Origin of the sequence: Pseudomonas sp. S49, from assembly GCF_009866785.1 — a bacterium.
In the GTDB taxonomy this organism is placed as follows: Bacteria; Pseudomonadota; Gammaproteobacteria; order Pseudomonadales; family Pseudomonadaceae; genus Aquipseudomonas.
Genome location: NZ_CP019432.1, coordinates 5338818 through 5354734 on the forward strand (window position 1 = coordinate 5338818; position 15917 = coordinate 5354734).

Annotated in this window: 11 protein-coding genes; 5 read left to right on the forward strand and 6 right to left on the reverse strand. The window is 60.4% G+C overall.

Going from position 1 to position 15917, the window contains the following annotated elements; translation table 11 throughout:
• Positions 1 to 155 precede the first annotated feature (155 nt).
• Genes PspS49_RS23500 through PspS49_RS23510 form a run of 3 tightly spaced genes read left to right on the forward strand, consistent with a single transcriptional unit; the run spans position 156 to position 3720 of the window.
• Positions 156 to 2057, forward strand: a complete 1902-nt coding sequence (locus tag PspS49_RS23500) for an ATP-binding protein (RefSeq protein WP_127929605.1) — start codon at positions 156 to 158, stop codon at positions 2055 to 2057.
• A complete protein-coding gene (locus tag PspS49_RS23505) occupies positions 2054 to 3382 on the forward strand; it encodes a sigma-54 dependent transcriptional regulator (protein ID WP_127929606.1) in 1329 nt (442 codons plus the stop codon). The genes PspS49_RS23500 and PspS49_RS23505 overlap by 4 nt, the downstream gene beginning before the upstream one ends.
• A complete protein-coding gene (locus tag PspS49_RS23510) occupies positions 3382 to 3720 on the forward strand; it encodes a GlpM family protein (protein ID WP_095112348.1) in 339 nt (112 codons plus the stop codon). Before PspS49_RS23505 ends, PspS49_RS23510 begins: the two co-directional genes overlap by 1 nt.
• 211 nt (positions 3721 to 3931) lie before the next feature.
• Here PspS49_RS23510 and PspS49_RS23515 read toward each other — a convergent pair whose 3' ends face one another.
• Positions 3932 to 4597, reverse strand: coding sequence for a DsbA family oxidoreductase (locus PspS49_RS23515; RefSeq protein WP_160041659.1), 666 nt, complete (start codon positions 4595 to 4597; stop codon positions 3932 to 3934).
• Positions 4598 to 4762: 165 nt separating this feature from the next.
• Entirely contained in the window at positions 4763 to 5797 is a 1035-nt protein-coding gene (locus PspS49_RS23520; RefSeq protein WP_127929608.1) for an alpha/beta hydrolase, read from the reverse strand.
• Between the two features lie 216 nt (positions 5798 to 6013).
• Here PspS49_RS23520 and PspS49_RS23525 point away from each other — a divergent pair, with 216 nt between their 5' ends.
• Together PspS49_RS23525 and metR are read left to right on the forward strand one after the other, a co-directional pair.
• Positions 6014 to 11572 (forward strand): DUF6543 domain-containing protein, encoded by a 5559-nt coding sequence (locus tag PspS49_RS23525; RefSeq protein WP_160041661.1) that lies wholly within the window; start codon positions 6014 to 6016, stop codon positions 11570 to 11572.
• A 155-nt stretch (positions 11573 to 11727) separates the two neighbouring features.
• On the forward strand, positions 11728 to 12645 hold the full coding sequence (metR, locus tag PspS49_RS23530) for a transcriptional regulator MetR (protein WP_127929610.1): 918 nt from the start codon (positions 11728 to 11730) through the stop codon (positions 12643 to 12645).
• A 108-nt stretch (positions 12646 to 12753) separates the two neighbouring features.
• Here the strand turns inward: metR and PspS49_RS23535 are convergent, their stop codons facing one another.
• The 4 genes from PspS49_RS23535 to PspS49_RS23550 all read right to left on the reverse strand — a co-directional run bounded on the left by PspS49_RS23535 (position 12754) and on the right by PspS49_RS23550 (position 15779).
• Positions 12754 to 13251, reverse strand: coding sequence for a GNAT family N-acetyltransferase (locus PspS49_RS23535; RefSeq protein WP_127930447.1), 498 nt, complete (start codon positions 13249 to 13251; stop codon positions 12754 to 12756).
• 2 nt (positions 13252 to 13253) lie between these two features.
• The gene (locus PspS49_RS23540) at positions 13254 to 13892 is read right to left on the reverse strand and encodes a LysE family translocator (protein WP_160041663.1); all 639 of its coding nucleotides are present in this window, start codon (positions 13890 to 13892) and stop codon (positions 13254 to 13256) included.
• Positions 13893 to 13915: 23 nt separating this feature from the next.
• On the reverse strand, positions 13916 to 14350 hold the full coding sequence (locus PspS49_RS23545; protein WP_127929612.1) for an NUDIX domain-containing protein: 435 nt from the start codon (positions 14348 to 14350) through the stop codon (positions 13916 to 13918).
• Between the two features lie 67 nt (positions 14351 to 14417).
• Positions 14418 to 15779 (reverse strand): HD domain-containing phosphohydrolase, encoded by a 1362-nt coding sequence (locus tag PspS49_RS23550; RefSeq protein WP_160041665.1) that lies wholly within the window; start codon positions 15777 to 15779, stop codon positions 14418 to 14420.
• Between the last annotated feature and the right edge of the window lie 138 nt (positions 15780 to 15917).

A 15917-nucleotide genomic window follows, 5' to 3' on the forward strand; every position in this document is an offset into this window, starting at 1 on the left:
TCACTCCTTCCCTGTGGGAGCGAGCCTGCTCGCGAAGAGGTCATTACATTCAGCCTGGATGTTGAATGTCAGTGCGCTTTCGCGAGCAGGCTCGCTCCCACAAGGGCCGGCGTTGCCCTCGCAACAAGTGTGGTGGTTGACCCAAGGCAACTGTGATGAAATGCGACCCCAATCTCTATCGCGCCGCGCCGCCATCACTTGCCGTGAAGCCCCGTCTGATTCGTCATTTGTTCCTGCCGCCACTGATCATCGCCCTGATGATCGGGTTGGGTTTTATCGGCTTCTGGACCAGTGAGCATTTCGGCATTCGCAGCCTCGGCGAGAACGGTCAGCGCCAGCTCGAACTGCACGCCCGCGCGGTCGAAAGCGAGATCAGCAAATATACCTACCTGCCCAGCCTGCTGGAACTCGAAACGAGTGTGTCGCAGCTGCTGGCCGACCCGAGCCCGCAATACCGGGAAACGGTCAACGCTTACCTCGAAGGCCTGAACCGACGCAGCCGCAGTCGGGCCATCTACGTCATGGACACTACTGGCCGCGTCATGGCCACCAGCAACTGGCGCGATGTCGACAGTTACCTCGGTGAAGACCTGTCCTTCCGCGCTTACTTCCAGAAAGCCGTACGTGGCGAACCCGGGCGTTTCTACGGGATCGGCAGCACCAACGGCGAACCCGGTTACTACCTCGCTCATGGCCTCGAAGAGCACGGCAAGATCATTGGCGTCGCCGTGGTCAAAGTGCGCCTGGAAGCCATGGAAGAACGCTGGCAGCGCGCGCGTCTGGAAGCGTTCGTCAGCGATGAAAACGGCATCATCATTCTGTCCAGCGATCCGGCCCGGCGCCTGAAAGCAGTGATTCCCCTGAGTGAAGCCACCAAGGAAAAACTCGCCCGCAGCCTGCAGTACTACTGGTTTCCGCTCAACGAGCTGCAACCTCTGGCTCGCGAAACCTTGTCCGAGGGCGTAGAAAAACTCACCTTCCCGGCCAACAGCGAAGTGCAGTCCGGCGAGGATGACATCAGCTATCTCGCGCAGACCCGGCCACTGACCGACACGCCGTGGAATTTCACCCTGCTCACGCCGTTGCAGGACCTGCGCCGCGAAGCGATCAACCAAGGCATTCTCGTCGCGGTCGCCTTTGCGCTGGTGGCCTTCCTGTTGATTGCCTGGAACGAACGACGCAAGGTCATTGCTACTCGCCTCGCTGCCCGTGAAGCCTTGCAGGAAGCCAATAATCAACTGGAGCGTCGGATTACCGAACGCACCACCGACTTGCGCGCCAGCAACGAACGTTTGAAGAGCCAGATCCGCGAACGTCGTCAGGCCGAAGAAACGTTGCGCCGCGCTCAGGATGAACTGGTGCAGGCCGGCAAACTCGCGGCCATCGGCCAGATGTCGACCAGTATCGCCCACGAATTGAACCAGCCGCTGGCCGCGATGCGCACGCTGTCGGGCAACACCGTACGCTTTCTCGAACGCGGTCAGCTGGATATTGCCAGCACTAACCTGAAGACCATCAACGAGCTGATCGACCGCATGGGCCGGATCACCGCCAGCCTGCGTTCATTCGCCCGACGCGGTGACAATCAGGGCCAGGCGAGCCTTGGCAAAGCCGTGGAAGCGGCGCTGCAATTGCTCGGTGCGCGCCTGGAAAGTTCGGCGCTGCACATTCACCGGCAGTTTATCGACGTGCAAGTGCAGATCGACCAGACCCGCCTCGAACAGATTCTGGTCAACCTGATCGGCAACGCCCTCGACGCCATGCAGGCACAGCCCCAGCCCGAACTGTGGCTGGAGGGTGAAGAGTTCAACGCCAAGTATCGCCTGCGCGTACGCGACAACGGTCACGGCATTGACGCCGAGGCGCGCAAGCATCTGTTCGAGCCGTTCTTCACCACCAAGCCCGGCGAACAAGGCCTGGGCCTTGGCTTGACGCTTTCCGCCAGCCTCGCGGCCGCCACCGGCGGGCATCTGGGTGTTGAACACCCGGCGAGCGGTGGCACCACCTTCGTCCTCAGTTTACCGTTGGTAAGCCCTACTCCTGCCGAGCCAATATGAACCACGACCTTAGTGTGCTGATCGTCGAAGACGACCCCCATGTGCTGCTCGGCTGCCAGCAGGCGCTGACCCTGGAAGACATTCCCTGCGTCGGTGTTGGCAGTGCCGAGGAAGCGCTGGAACGTGTTGGCGACAACTTTGCCGGTATCGTCATCAGCGATATCCGCCTGCCGGGCATCGACGGCCTGGAACTGTTGACCCGCCTCAAGCAACGCGATCGTAGCCTGCCGGTGGTGTTGATCACCGGCCATGGCGACATTTCCATGGCCGTCGGCGCGATGCAGAAAGGCGCCTACGACTTCATGGAAAAACCGTTCTCGCCGGAGCGTCTGGTCGATGTCGCGCGACGGGCGCTGGAGCAACGCAGCCTCGCCCGCGAAGTGTCGTCGCTGCGCCGGCAACTGGCCGAACGTGATTCCCTTGAAGGACGCATCATCGGCCGCTCGCCAGCGATGCAGAACCTGCGCGAATTGATCGCCAACGTCGCCGACACCTCGGCCAACGTCTTGATCGAAGGTGAAACCGGCACCGGTAAAGAACTGGTCGCGCGCTGCCTGCACGACTTCAGCCGCCGGCACAGCAAGCAGTTCGTCGCGTTGAACTGCGGCGGCCTGCCGGAGAACCTCTTCGAAAGCGAAATTTTCGGCCACGAGGCCAACGCCTTCACCGGCGCGGGCAAACGCCGGATCGGCAAGATCGAACACGCCGACGGCGGCACGCTGTTCCTCGATGAAGTGGAAAGCATGCCGCTGCCATTACAGATCAAACTGCTGCGCGTGTTGCAGGAACGCACCCTCGAACGCCTCGGCTCAAACCAGAGCGTGGCGGTGGATTGCCGGGTGATCGCGGCGACCAAGTCCGACCTCGACGAATCGAGCAAGGCCGGCGAGTTCCGCAGCGACTTGTACTACCGCCTCAACGTGGTAACGCTGGAGCTGCCACCACTGCGCGAACGCCGCGAAGACATTCTGCAACTGTTCGAACACTTCACCCAGCAATCAGCACTGCGCTTCGACCGCGCACTGCCAGAGCTGGACAACCAGACCCTGTCGAACCTGATGAGCCATGACTGGCCGGGCAACGTGCGTGAATTGCGCAACGTCGCCGAACGTTTTGCCCTCGGTTTGCCGGCGTTCAAGAAGTCCGGCACCAGCGCTGGCGGCCAAGGCCTGGCGTTTGCCGAAGCGGTGGAAGCCTTCGAGCGCAACCTGCTCAGCGACGCCCTGCAACGCAGCGGCGGCAACCTGACCCAAGCCAGCCTTGAACTGGGCATGGCCAAGACCACGTTGTTCGACAAAGTGAAAAAGTACGGGTTGAGCCACTGATGGATCTGTTTTTCAAAGCCCTGTTGGGCGCCGCGGTAGTACTGATCATCGCGGCGCTGTCGAAAACCAGAAACTACTACATCGCCGGATTGGTGCCGCTGTTCCCGACGTTCGCGCTGATTGCGCATTACATCGTTGGCAAGGGGCGTTCGATTGAGGATTTGAAGACCACGATCGTGTTCGGGATGTGGTCGATCATTCCGTACTTTGTGTATCTGGCGACGCTGTATGTGATGGTCGATCGGCTGCGTCTGGAGGCTTCACTGGCCGTGGCGGCGGTGGCGTGGTTGATGGCGGCCACTGTTTTGGTGACGGTTTGGGTGCGCTTGCACAGCTGACCCTCACCCCAGCCCTCCCGAAACGTCGGACCGCCCAGAGGGAGAGGGGGCCGACCGAGGTGTCTTGCGTCTGACATTGACCTGAAAGATCCAGTTGATTATGGATTCGGTACAGCACGTTCAGGTCGGCGTACAACTCCAGCATCCCCCAATCAGTCCCCTCTCCCTCTGGGAGAGGGTTAGGGTGAGGGGCTTTTGGCTCCTACCGATATCAGCTGACCGTCCCGCCCTTGGACTCCGCCATAATCTGCCGAATCGCCCCGACAAACGTCTCCACCGGTTGCCCACCCGTCACCGCATACTGCCCGTTGAACACCACGGTCGGCACCGAACTCACCCCGCGCTGCAGCCACAGCTGTTCTTCTTCACGCACCTCATCGGCAAACTCGTCCGACGCCAGAATCGCCTCGGCACGCTGGCGATCCAGCCCGACACTTTCAGCGATCTGCACCAGTTGCCGATGATCCGATGGATTACCGCCCTCACTGAAATAAGCCTTGAACAGTGCCTCTTTCAAAGCCAACTGCACACCTTCGAGCCCGGCCCAGTGCAACAGGCGATGCGCATCGAAGGTGTTGTAGATGCGGCTGTTGCCATCAGTGCGAAAGGCAAACCCCAGCTCGGCGCCACGGGCGCGGATCGCTTCGCGGTTCTTCTGCGACTGCTCCGGGGTCGAGCCGTATTTCTCTTGAATGTGCTCGGCAATGTTCTGCCCATTGGCGGCCATTTTCGGATTCAGTTCAAAAGGCTGAAACCGGATCTCGGCCTGCACTTCGTTGCGCAGGATTTCCAGTGCCTGTAACAGGCCATACAAACCGACGACGCACCACGGGCAGGAGACATCGCTGACAAAGTCGATTTTCAAAGCGGAATTCATCAAACACCTCGCAGGGGAAATCGTGCGGGAAAGTTTGCACGATACACCCCGGCCGGATTTTGTGGTGCCCCCTTCGCGAGCAGGCTCGCTCCCACATTAGATCGCATTCCCCTGTGGGAGCGAGCTTGCTCGCGAAGGGCCATCACCCACACCGCCAACTGTCGGTTACAGCAGATTCCCGCCCACCACCGGTTCAATCTGTGCCCAATGCGAGGTGTCTTCACGATGCGCCTGCAGATACGGCAACACCGCCGCCAGCAATGGCTCCTTGAACGCCTCCTGAAAACGATGGGCCAACCCCGGAATCAGCTTCAACTGGCTGCCACGAATGTGCGCTGCCAGATGCACACCGTGCATCACCGGCAGCAACGGATCTGCCGTGCCATGCACCACCAGCGTCGGCACCCGCAACTGGTTGAGCAATGCCACCCGGCTCGGTTCGGCGAGGATCGCCATGATCTGCCGTTTCACGCCTTCCGGGTTGAACGCGCGGTCATACGACAGCGCGGCCTGTTGCAGCAAGGCCTGCCGGTCATCGGTGACCGCCGGGCTGCCCAGTGCTGCCAGCAGATCAGCCTGTTGTTCGAGCGCCACCTGACGGTTTGGCGCACCGCGTCGCGACAGTAACTGCACCAGCGCCGCACTCGGTGCCGGCAGACCTTCGGCGCCAGAAGTGGTCATGATCAACGTCAGGCTCTCGACCCGCTGTGGCGCCATTGCCGCCATGTGCTGGGCAATCATCCCGCCCATGCTCGCGCCCAGCACATGAAACTGCTCCACGTGCAACGCGGCCATCAGACCCAGCGCGTCGTCAGCCATATCCGTCAGGCTGTAAGGCGCCGACACCGGCAGGCCGAGCTTGTAGCGCAAGACTTCAAAGGTCAGGTTGGCCTCAACCGGGGCCTGACGCCAGGTCGACAGGCCGACATCGCGGTTGTCATAGCGGATCACCCGAAAGCCCTGCTGACACAGCGCAACCACCACTTCGTCAGGCCAGTGGATCAACTGCCCACCCAGACCCATGACCAGCAACAACGCCGGATCCGACGCGCGCCCGATGCTCTGGTAAGCAATGCTCACCTGCTGCAGATCGACGTGCTCGGTCGGCACATTGACGTCGCAACGCGCTGCCGCCCACGTCGACGATCCGAAAAAAATCGCGGCCAACAAAGCCGCGATCGATAAAAAACCCTTAGCCATGAAAAACACCGAAACGCAGAACCCCAGTAGAGCGCGAGTCTGATGAAGTTTGTACAAGCGCGCTGCCACAGTTCCATGACAGTTTGATGAAGAGTGCCGAGCGGTCGTGCAGGGTTGTTGCAGACAATATCTATATACCGCCAACGTCCAGCGCAATTTGCCTTGAATGACGCGCACCGGAGCGGATCCACCGCTCCCCTTGCGAGTCATGCCACCATGCCTGATCAGACCACCCGCGCTTTACCCTCCGCGCCGTCACCGACGCTGAAAACCTCCACTCGGTTAGCGAAAACCACCGATGACAGCCTGGCGCTGCGAGCATCCAGACGCTGGCAGAACAGCAGCGACGGCTTGCGTGAACTGTATGCAGCCAGTCCGGGGCTGCGCGATAGCCTCAATGAGCTTTTGCAGGAAAAGTTGCAACTCGACGGTGAGAAAACTGTGCTGCGCTTTGCCGCTATCGCCGATCACCCCGAGCGCCTTGTCAGCCTCACCGAGGCCTGTGCGTTTGTCCTGCAACAGCCGACGCTGGACGTCACGCTCGATCAGCGCAGCCAGGTCAGCGGTCTGGCTGCCGATCACCCACTGTTCGCGTTGAAACCACTGCAAGTGCTCGAAAAGCTCAAAGCACTTGATCCGCAACAGTTCCACGCCACGCGCTGGGCAAATTTCTGGGAGGCGCGAGCACCGCATGCAGCGGTGTCACGGCGAGAACGCTCCCTGCAGTTCTATCGTGAACACCTGGAAGCCACAGCCGACATGGCGCTCGCCCGTCGCACCATCACCGCGCAACAGCTCAAACCCTTGCAGCAAATCCTCGACAGCCCGTGCGGCGCGCTGCTGCTGGACGGTCAACCCATTCATACACAACAGCTGGCGCTGTTGCTGAGCAATGGCAGCAAAGTCAAACTCGCGGGGGCTTGGGTGATCAGCGTGGATGATCCGGCATCTGCCAGCCCTTTGCTCTATTTGCCCAGCCGTTCCGTGCCCGTGCAGTTTTTCAAGACGCGCAACGAGATGGAAAACTGGCTGTCCCGCCAGGGCCTGGTGCCAACGGGACTGCCTGGCGAACATCTGCGCTTTGAATACACCACGCTCTTTGATCCGCTCGTCAGCGGTTCAAGCGATCTGTTCGCGAGTCGACAACAAGCGCAGATCAGCGCGTTGTGCAACACCAACAAAGGCAGGCCCGGGCTGTGGGAGCACGGCGCACAGTCGCTGATGCAGGTCGATCTGCTCGATCGCCAGCGCAGCACCGCGAGCATTGTCGCCTCCGCGCCGTCTGCCAGCCATCAACTGCCCACTTTCGAAACCGATCAAAAGCCGTTGTTTGGAAGCCTGTCGGCCGGGATTGCGCTGGGTGTACGCCAGGCAGCAATCAAGCGCGAGCGAGAAGCGCTCGACACACTGCTGGAAAACGACCGCAACGGAGCACACAAGAAGGCATTTCAGGATGCGCTCAACGCCATTGAAGCCGCGGAGCAAGCCTGCGACAAAGCGGTAAACACGTTGCTTTATCAGGCGCAAGTGTCCGAGCTGAGCAACACCCACAAAGACTTCACCGCCCTTCATCAGGCGCACAAAGACGCTTTGTACGCCGAAGCCAAACTGCAATTGGCGCTGGGCCAGCTCGATACCGATCAGCACGCACTGCTCAAAGCCGTGCTGGACAACACCGGCGCCAACGAAACAAACGCTGACGTCAGCGTGGCCAGTCTGACGCTGTCCATGACCGAAACGGTTGGCGGTACCACTTCCGTGCAAACCGAAAAACTCAAGGGCCCCTTTGTCATCACGCGGTCAGGCGCATTGTCAGACCGCGACTCGCCAGACAGTCTGCTGCTCTACTGGCCAGGCAGCGGTGGCGGTTTGCAGGCGTTTGCCAACCGCCGGCGGCTGGAACGCGAGGCATTGATGATTCAGGACAACACGCCCGAACTGACCTTGCAACTGAACGAAATTGCCACGGCCCCGTTGCATGCCTGTCTGGATGAACTGCTTGACGATTACAAGTCAAAAGCCGCCCCGATCAGCGACAAAGCCGAGCAGGCCGACGCGCTGGAAATCCTGCGCAAAAACAGCCGCGCAGCTTTGCAGGTGCCGGTACACGCCGCCAGAAGCCTGGCGTTTGCCCATGTGCTGGAACAGGATCGCAGTGCCACACTCGCCGAGCACCTGCCGGACTGGCTGATCAACCTCAACAGTGGCGAACGTAGCGCGCTGAAAAAAAACCTCGAGGCGTACATCGCTGCGATGCGCAAGAGCCACCAGCTCATGACCCTCGCGCTGGAGCCCCGTGACGACTTTACCCGCAAACACCTGCACGCGCGGCTGCGCAAGGATTTCTCCCTGGAAGGCGATTTTTCGGTGCAAGTCGAGCTGCCCGATTCGACCCGCACTGAACCCCATTATGAATCAGGCCCCGGCGGCCATCGAAAAACCACCGTCATCGTGCCCGGCGCGACGCGCAGCAAAATGCCGCTGGAAGATCTCGCCCAGCTCAACATCGACAATGTCCAATCGGTGCTCAATGACTCGCTGTCGCAACGGTTGATTTTCCTGCGGGCGGAGGTCAGCGCAACCCACAAAACCGATCGCACCCGCCTGCTCAACGGCATCAATCTGACCTATTTGCGCAAAGCGCTGCCGGAACTGGACTTGCCCAAAGCCTATGAGCAGAAAATCCGCGACGCCTTCATCGGCGCTGCGACCGAGCCAGTGTTCGTCAAGGAGCATCGCCGGGAAAGCCTGATAGAACCCTGGCGTCTGATGCTCACGATCCAGGCTGAAAGCGCACGCCTGCGCAAGCACATCAGCAACGATGAGGCCGCGACGCTGAACACCGCCATCGCGGCCTGCACCCCGCAGGCGTGGCTCGCCGACGGCAAGCGCATCGCGCTGCTGCCGGTGTCCCTGAAAGTGGGCGGCAAGGACACGCCCCGTGAAGGTCCCGTCACGCTGTCGGGAGTGACGTTCATCGAAGAACAGATCAGCGGGGTGACCCTGCTGTATCTGCCCGAAAGCCCCGACGAGCAGTTTTTGCGCCGCTACGACAACCTCGAAGCCGCGCGCAAAGGCCTGTTCAGGTTATGCGCGAGCGACAAATGGGTGACCTGGCTGGCGGGCCGAACCCTGCAAGGTGACGTCAAGGCGCATGTGGGTCGGATCCATCAGGCCGTGGAAAAAAACTTCGATGCGCTCATTGAAGTCGGCGAGCGCTGGCCACAGTCCACCTCCCTGGCCGCGCATCTGCTCGACGCGCACATGGGCCGTCTGATTGAGGCCCATCGCGGCAGCTCGCGCTCCAATGACGAGTTGTTCTTCGAGCGTCATGCCTTGAAGGGCCCGCGCGCCTTCAACTACATATTGATGGCGATCGGCATGGTGCCCTTCGTCGGCACTGCGCTGGCCCTTTATCAAGCCTGGACGGCCGCCAATCAGGCGACGGCAGCGTTCTTGCGCGGCGAGGTCGGCGATGGTCTGGCGGAGATCGAATCGATGCTGCTGTCGTTGATCGACGCACTATTCGATGTGCTTCCGGGTGAAGCCATCGCCTCGACGCTATCACGCACCAGCCGCACGCTGACACGCACTCGCCAGCTTCATCAACTGGTTGGCAATGTGGCCACCCTGCATGGCAAAACCCAGCGTCAGGCCAGGCACGTGTTGGCACGCTTCGCTGATTACGAATATGAAAAGCCACTTTCCCTGTCGAGCGTGCAACCCGCGACTCATGGTATCTACCGCAATATCTACCGGCATGCCGACGGCGATTTCATTGAACGCCAGGGACGTCTCTACCAGGTGGAACTCAACACGGATTCACGCAGTTGGCGTTTGTCCGGCAACTCGCGAAAAACCTACAAACAACCGATTGCCCTGGATGAAAGTGGACACTGGGACACCTGGTTTGGTGTCTACGGCACCACGCTTGAAGGCGGTGCGCTGGGCGGTGGCAACGTCGCCGGACACCTGGCCGATAGGCTCGACCCTTACTGGCCACCGGTCATTCGGCAACGCTTGCCGCGCTGGTGGGCCGACCGCGCATTTCGCCGCCAACTGCAATTGACCGATGAGGTCGAACACCTTGCCGATCTGTGCGACGCAAGGATCCCGACAAGCAAGAAAGCCATCGACGCCTACGAGGAGGCCAGCCTTGCAGAGCGCCCCGCATTGCGTGCGGCCTCCGAAGCCGCCTGCCTCGAAGATATCCGTCTGGAGAGCCGGCGTTATGCGGTTCTGGAAGAACTGAAACCACTTACGCATGGCAAAAAGCTTAAATCTGTCGGTGACACTCAAAGCGAGGTCGCGATGAAATTGACCGAACGATACTGGCAGCGCGCCTCACATGTTTCCGACAGCATTATTCCTGTGACCGATGGCATTAACGTGCAGAGCAGGGTGCTGAACGCCTTGCCGAGCCACGCGTTGCCAAAACGCTTGAAGATGCTGGAGGAAGTCCGCTTGCTGCGGGTCGAATATCTGAAAAAACTCGATCAGCAGCAGGAACTCAAAACGCTCGCCAACCAATGGTATGCACGGGTCAAGCTAAAAGCGGACAAGGCCCATCTCGTCGAGTTTGTCGAAGAAATGAACGCCCTGTACAGCGATGCCAACCTGCTCTACGTGCGAGCAACCCAACGATTTGAAATCGTCAAAAATCACGCCCGCCACCGAGAGGTTTCCTGGTTTTATCTGCTGCAACGAGCCGCTGAACTTCGCGCCCATGTGTATCGCGCGCTGGAAACCCAGTATGACCTGCCGAAAATTATCACCACGCCAGCACAACGCAGTCAGATTCTGCAGAACTGCGCCGATCTGTACACCCGCTTTCGTCTGCAAATGAAAATCTGGACAGCCAGCTATCCACAGCACTTCCATATGGATGTGGTTGAACCGTTGCTCAACGATCTGGAGCAAATGACCAGCCGTGCCCTCGCCGAAGTGAAGACACCGAGCAAAGCGAAAAGCCCGGGCGAGTCGGTCCAGCGGGTCTTCACGACCACAGATGACAATCTGATTTACGGCGTTGAGAAATGGGATTCAGTCACTCAGAGACGCCGCTATGAGCGCACACGCCGAGAGGGCAGCGTCGAAATCTGGGAAGAAGGTCCCGACGGCAAAGCCCGACTGATCACCCCGGGTAATGCTGAAACACCGGCAACCACGCCAACGGCGCTTGCCGATCTGGTGACAGACGCACAACAACGTCTGGATGCTCAAGTGACTTACCGCGCAACGGTTGAGAGCAACGCCGACCGGGGCATGCTGCCGGTCGATCTGCAACACATGATGGACAGCCAGGCCGCAGAGCTCAACACCCGGGCCGATCGCATCGCGACTGTATCGGCCGAGCACCCGATCATCGGGCAACTACGCAGCAAGGCCGACGAGCTCATCGTCACCGGTCGGTCCGTGCGCACCCAACGCACGTTTACCAGTGCGAAACCTACCGATGGCATGCTGGATGACCTCATCGCTGAAAATGCCGTGGAGATCCGCAGAACCCGGCCGATCAAACAACTGAGCAAGCGTCGTGGTGAGGAGGACTACATGCAGGAATATGAAGTCTGGAACATAACCGCAGAACCGCCACGTCTGTTGTGGTACGCGCACTTCCATTACCGCAGCGCAGCACCGGCGTTCAGGCCATTCGAGAAAGCGCACTTGAAACTCCCGGCACACCGCTACCTGACCCATGCCGATGACGCCAACCTGCCGTATTCCGATATCGGGCCGAATTCAATTGTTCTGGTGCATTTCGAGGGGATCTGAATCCACGTCGCACAGCGCCCCTTCAGGAGAAGCGGGAGAATCGCCGGGCGCGCAACCAAGCTGTCGAATGCCGGGTTATGATCGACAGCCCGGCAAACATGAGACAAACTCAACGTTTATGCGTTGATCACAAGTTTTCCTCATGGAGTCCCTCGGTGCTTGAAATCCGTCACCTGAAAACCCTGCATGCCCTGCGCGAAGCCGACAGTCTGGTGGACGCCGCCGACCGCTTGCACCTGACGCAATCGGCGCTGTCGCACCAGTTCAAGGAGCTTGAGGAACGCTTGGGCATGGCGTTGTTCGTGCGCAAGACCAAACCGGTGCGTTTCACCAGCGCCGGTTTGCGCCTGCTGCAACTGGCTGACGCAACTCTGCCGCTGCTGCGCGCTGCCGAACGCGATATCGCTCGTCTGGCCGGAGGCACCGCCGGGCGTCTGCACATGGCCATCGAATGCCACAGCTGCTTCCAGTGGCTGATGCCGACCATCGACCAGTTCCGCGATGCCTGGCCGGAGGTCGAACTCGACCTCGCCTCGGGTTTCTCGTTTGCGCCGCTGCCGGCGCTGGCCCGTGGCGATCTGGATCTGGTGGTGACGTCCGACCCGCTGGAAATCGCTGGCATCACCTATGTGCCGTTGTTCACCTACGAGGCCATGCTCGCCGTGGCCAACCAGCACGCACTGGCCAGCAAACCGTACATTGTCCCGGAAGACCTGCTGACGGAAACGCTCATCACCTACCCGGTGGAACGCGATCGCCTCGACATCTTCACGCGTTTTCTCGAACCTGCCGACATCGAACCGGCACAGGTGCGCACCTCGGAACTGACGGTGATGATGATGCAACTGGTCGCCAGCGGCCGCGGCGTCTGCGGCATGCCGCACTGGGCACTGCACGAATACAGCTCGCGCGGTTATGTGAAGGGCAAACGCTTGGGGGAAAAAGGCTTGTTCGCAACGTTGTACGCAGCGATTCGCACCGACATGCTCGATGCACCGTACATGCGCGACTTCCTCCTGACAGCCAAAGACACATCGTTCTCGACGCTGGACGGTGTCAGCGCGGTGCGCTGAGCCCTGTGGGAGCGAGCTTGCTCGCGAAGGCGTCGGGTCAGTCAATCTGGTTGTTGAATGTTCCACCGCATTCGCGGGCAAGCTCGCTCCCACAAGGGCGGGGTGATATCAGATCTCGCGCCACATGTGGATCTTGTCGAAGTAGTCTTCACCCACCCGCACCGCCAATGGTTCGAGGCCGAACTGGATGAAGCCGCAGCGCTGGTAGAGATTGAACGCGGCGTCATTGCCGGCGGTGACGGTGAGCTGGAGCAGTTTCAGCGCCGGATGGTTTTGCGCTTCGGCGATGGCCGCCTGCACCAGTTCATGGCCCAGGCCGTGCTGGCGAAAATCCGCCGACACGTACATGCCGAACAACGTGGCCTTGTGACGAGCCTTTTCGCGCGGTTCAAAGGCCAGGCCGACGATGCCGGCCAGCGTGCCGCCTTCAAATGCGCCAAGCACTACATCGAGTTTGCTGGTCAGACGCCCTTCCCACCAGCTCAAGGGCATCACCGCGCGTTCGCGCACGCTTGAGGTGAAGGCCTGCGGATGACGGTCATAGGCTTCGAGCATCAGTTCGCGATAGGCCAGGGCATGACTGGCGTCCAGCCGTTCGATCCACATGTTCACGCCGACCTGCGTTGCTCAAACATCAGGCGCACGGCCAGACCTGCCAAAACGAAGCCCATGAAATAACGCTGCAGCGCCAGCCATGTCGGGTTGCGCACAAACCACGAAGCGATGCCCGCCGCGAACAGTGCGATCAGCAAATTGACAGAGAAACTCACGCTGATCTGGGTCAGGCCGAGAATGATGCTTTGGGTGAACACCGAGCCGTGTTCAGGGGTGATGAATTGCGGAAAGACCGAGAGGTAGAACACGGCGATTTTCGGGTTCAGCGCACTGGTGAGAAAGCCCATGGCAATCAGTTTTCGCGACGAATCCGGGGGCAACTGCTGCGCTTCGAACGGCGACCGCGCACCCGGCTTCAGCGCTTGCCAGGCCAGCCACAACAAATACAACGCACCGGCCCACTTCAGCACTTCATAGGCCATCGGCACCGCCAGAAACACCGCCGTCAAACCCGCAGCCGCCGCGAACATATGCACAAAGAAGCCACTCACCACACCAAGCAACGACGTGACCCCGGCCTTGCGTCCCTGACAGATCGAACGCGAGATCAGGTAAATCATGTTCGGCCCCGGCGTCAGTACCATCAACAACGCGGCGGCGGCGAAGATCAGCAGGTCTTGAAGCGGGATCATGGCAATGTCCTTTGCGTGAATGATCAGGCGAGCGCCGTCAGTGAGTGGCGATAAAACGGCAGGATCAGGTCGCGTGTCAATGGCGCCAGAACGACAGCAGGATCAGTAGCCGGATCGACCCAGATCACTTCTTCGATTTCCGCCGCCGGAGTGACGTCGGCATTGATGGTCAGTTGAAAGATCTCGGCCTGAACGACACACCCCGGCTCGTTGGCCGCAGGCGCCGAGAACTGGCCGAGAAAAGACGCCTGCGCCGGATCGATCCGAAGGCCCAGCTCTTCTTCCAGCTCCCGGGCCAGCGCGTGCACCGGCAACTCCTGCGCCTCGATCTTGCCACCCGGTTGCATGAACGCGGTGGTCCCGCGCTTGCGCACCAGCAGAGTCTGCCCTTGAGGATTGAGCAACAGCGCGGCGGCGATACGAATGAGGTTTGCAGAGACAACGGATGCAGAGGTCATGGGTCAGCCACCGGCCTGGAAAAACCGCAAGGATCCCATGCCCGGCCCAATGACGTCACCTCGCCGATCATTCGCCCAGCGCCGTGAGCGTGGCTTCAACCTCCTCCGGCACCTTGACGAAAATCGTGTACTTGCCGCCCTCCATGGCTTCGAACGCAATCAGCTTTTCCACCAACAGCGCGCTGAGTACCTTGCCGGCGTTGAGCAGCAGCATGCCGTTATCGGCATTGAGGTTGCGCGCCAGAATCATCCCCGCCGCCAGATCCCGAGTGGAGAGCACCTTGACCGACGGATCGGCCAGCGTCACGTCGCTGAGAAATGCCGCACACACCTGAATGAAATCTTCGACCAGATCAGGATCGTACAAACGCCCGGCGTATTGGCGCAGGTACAGCAGCGCTTCATCGCTGTTCATCTGCCGCTCGAGGATCAGACCGCGCTGCAACTCGACGAAATCCACCGCCAGTTTCAGCAAGCGTGAACCGAACGGAATGCCCTCGCCCTTGAGCCGGTCGGGAAATCCGCTGCCATCCCAGCGCTCCTGATGATGCAGGATCAGACGCGCCGCATCTTTCATCGGGTCGAGCGTCATGAGCAACGATTCGCTCTGCTTCGGGTAACTGCGATACCGCTCGCGTTCGGTATGGCGCAGCAGATCCGAGGGCGTGATCATCATCGCGTCGGTCCAGCTCAGCTTGCCGATGTTGTACAGCGCCGCAGCCATGGTCAGATCACGGCTGGTGGCCTCGTCCAGGCCGTGCTGTCTGCAGTAGCTGCGCACCAGTTCGATGATCTGCCGGTTGGTCTGCTTGGCAGGTGGCAAGCGCAGATTGGCCAGCAGCGAAAACACTTCGGTGCCGGTGACATAGCTGTGCTTGAGCTCTTCGTACGCCAGATCGAGCATATCGGCGGTCTGCTGCAGTTCGGCGGTGCGCGCCGCGACATGCTTTTCCAGGGTGCTGTTGAGCAGTTTGAGCTGGTCGTTCTGCACCCGGGTCAAGCGCTCCAGACGCTGGCGCTCCTGCTCGGAATGCTGGTGTTCGAGGGACTGGCGCAGAATCAGCAGCAACTCTTCGTCGTTCCACGGTTTGCTGATGTAACGGTGAATCTGCCCGTCATTGATCGCTTTGATGATCGCCGCCGGGTCGGCATATCCCGTGAGCATGATCCGCGCAGTCGCCGGAAAACGCTCACGGACATGCGCCAACAACGACGCACCGTCCATGCCCGGCATGCGCGCATCACTCACCACCAGGTTCACCGGCTGCTGCGCGAGGATCTCCAGCGCCTGGGCGCCGCTGGTCGCCAACAGAAGATCGTAGGGTTGGCCGCGTAACAGGCGACGCAGGCTGTTGAGGATCGACTCCTCGTCATCGACCAGCAGCACTGTGGGTCGATGCGCCGGCATCGGCGCGGATAGCTCTTCCATGGCATGGCCTCAAGCAAACAGGGAAATAACGACGCACCGACCCAACGCTTCGCCGGTCCGCGCCTGAGTCCAAGGCTAGATGATTTTGGCCGGCATTCACGCCGATCTTTGTCCGGGGCCGAAAGCGCAGTACCGGGG

Bases quoted from the DNA above. Each gene is read 5' to 3' on its own strand.
- PspS49_RS23515 (WP_160041659.1), bottom strand. From the start codon at position 4,597: ATGAATTCCGCTTTGAAAATCGACTTTGTCAGCGATGTCTCCTGCCCG.
- PspS49_RS23520 (WP_127929608.1), bottom strand. From the start codon at position 5,797: ATGGCTAAGGGTTTTTTATCGATCGCGGCTTTGTTGGCCGCGATTTTT.
- PspS49_RS23525 (WP_160041661.1), top strand. From the start codon at position 6,014: ATGCCTGATCAGACCACCCGCGCTTTACCCTCCGCGCCGTCACCGACG.
- PspS49_RS23550 (WP_160041665.1), bottom strand. From the start codon at position 15,779: ATGGAAGAGCTATCCGCGCCGATGCCGGCGCATCGACCCACAGTGCTG.
- PspS49_RS23510 (WP_095112348.1), top strand. From the start codon at position 3,382: ATGGATCTGTTTTTCAAAGCCCTGTTGGGCGCCGCGGTAGTACTGATC.
- PspS49_RS23505 (WP_127929606.1), top strand. From the start codon at position 2,054: ATGAACCACGACCTTAGTGTGCTGATCGTCGAAGACGACCCCCATGTG.
- PspS49_RS23540 (WP_160041663.1), bottom strand. From the start codon at position 13,892: ATGATCCCGCTTCAAGACCTGCTGATCTTCGCCGCCGCCGCGTTGTTG.
- PspS49_RS23500 (WP_127929605.1), top strand. From the start codon at position 156: ATGAAATGCGACCCCAATCTCTATCGCGCCGCGCCGCCATCACTTGCC.
- PspS49_RS23535 (WP_127930447.1), bottom strand. From the start codon at position 13,251: ATGTGGATCGAACGGCTGGACGCCAGTCATGCCCTGGCCTATCGCGAA.
- PspS49_RS23545 (WP_127929612.1), bottom strand. From the start codon at position 14,350: ATGACCTCTGCATCCGTTGTCTCTGCAAACCTCATTCGTATCGCCGCC.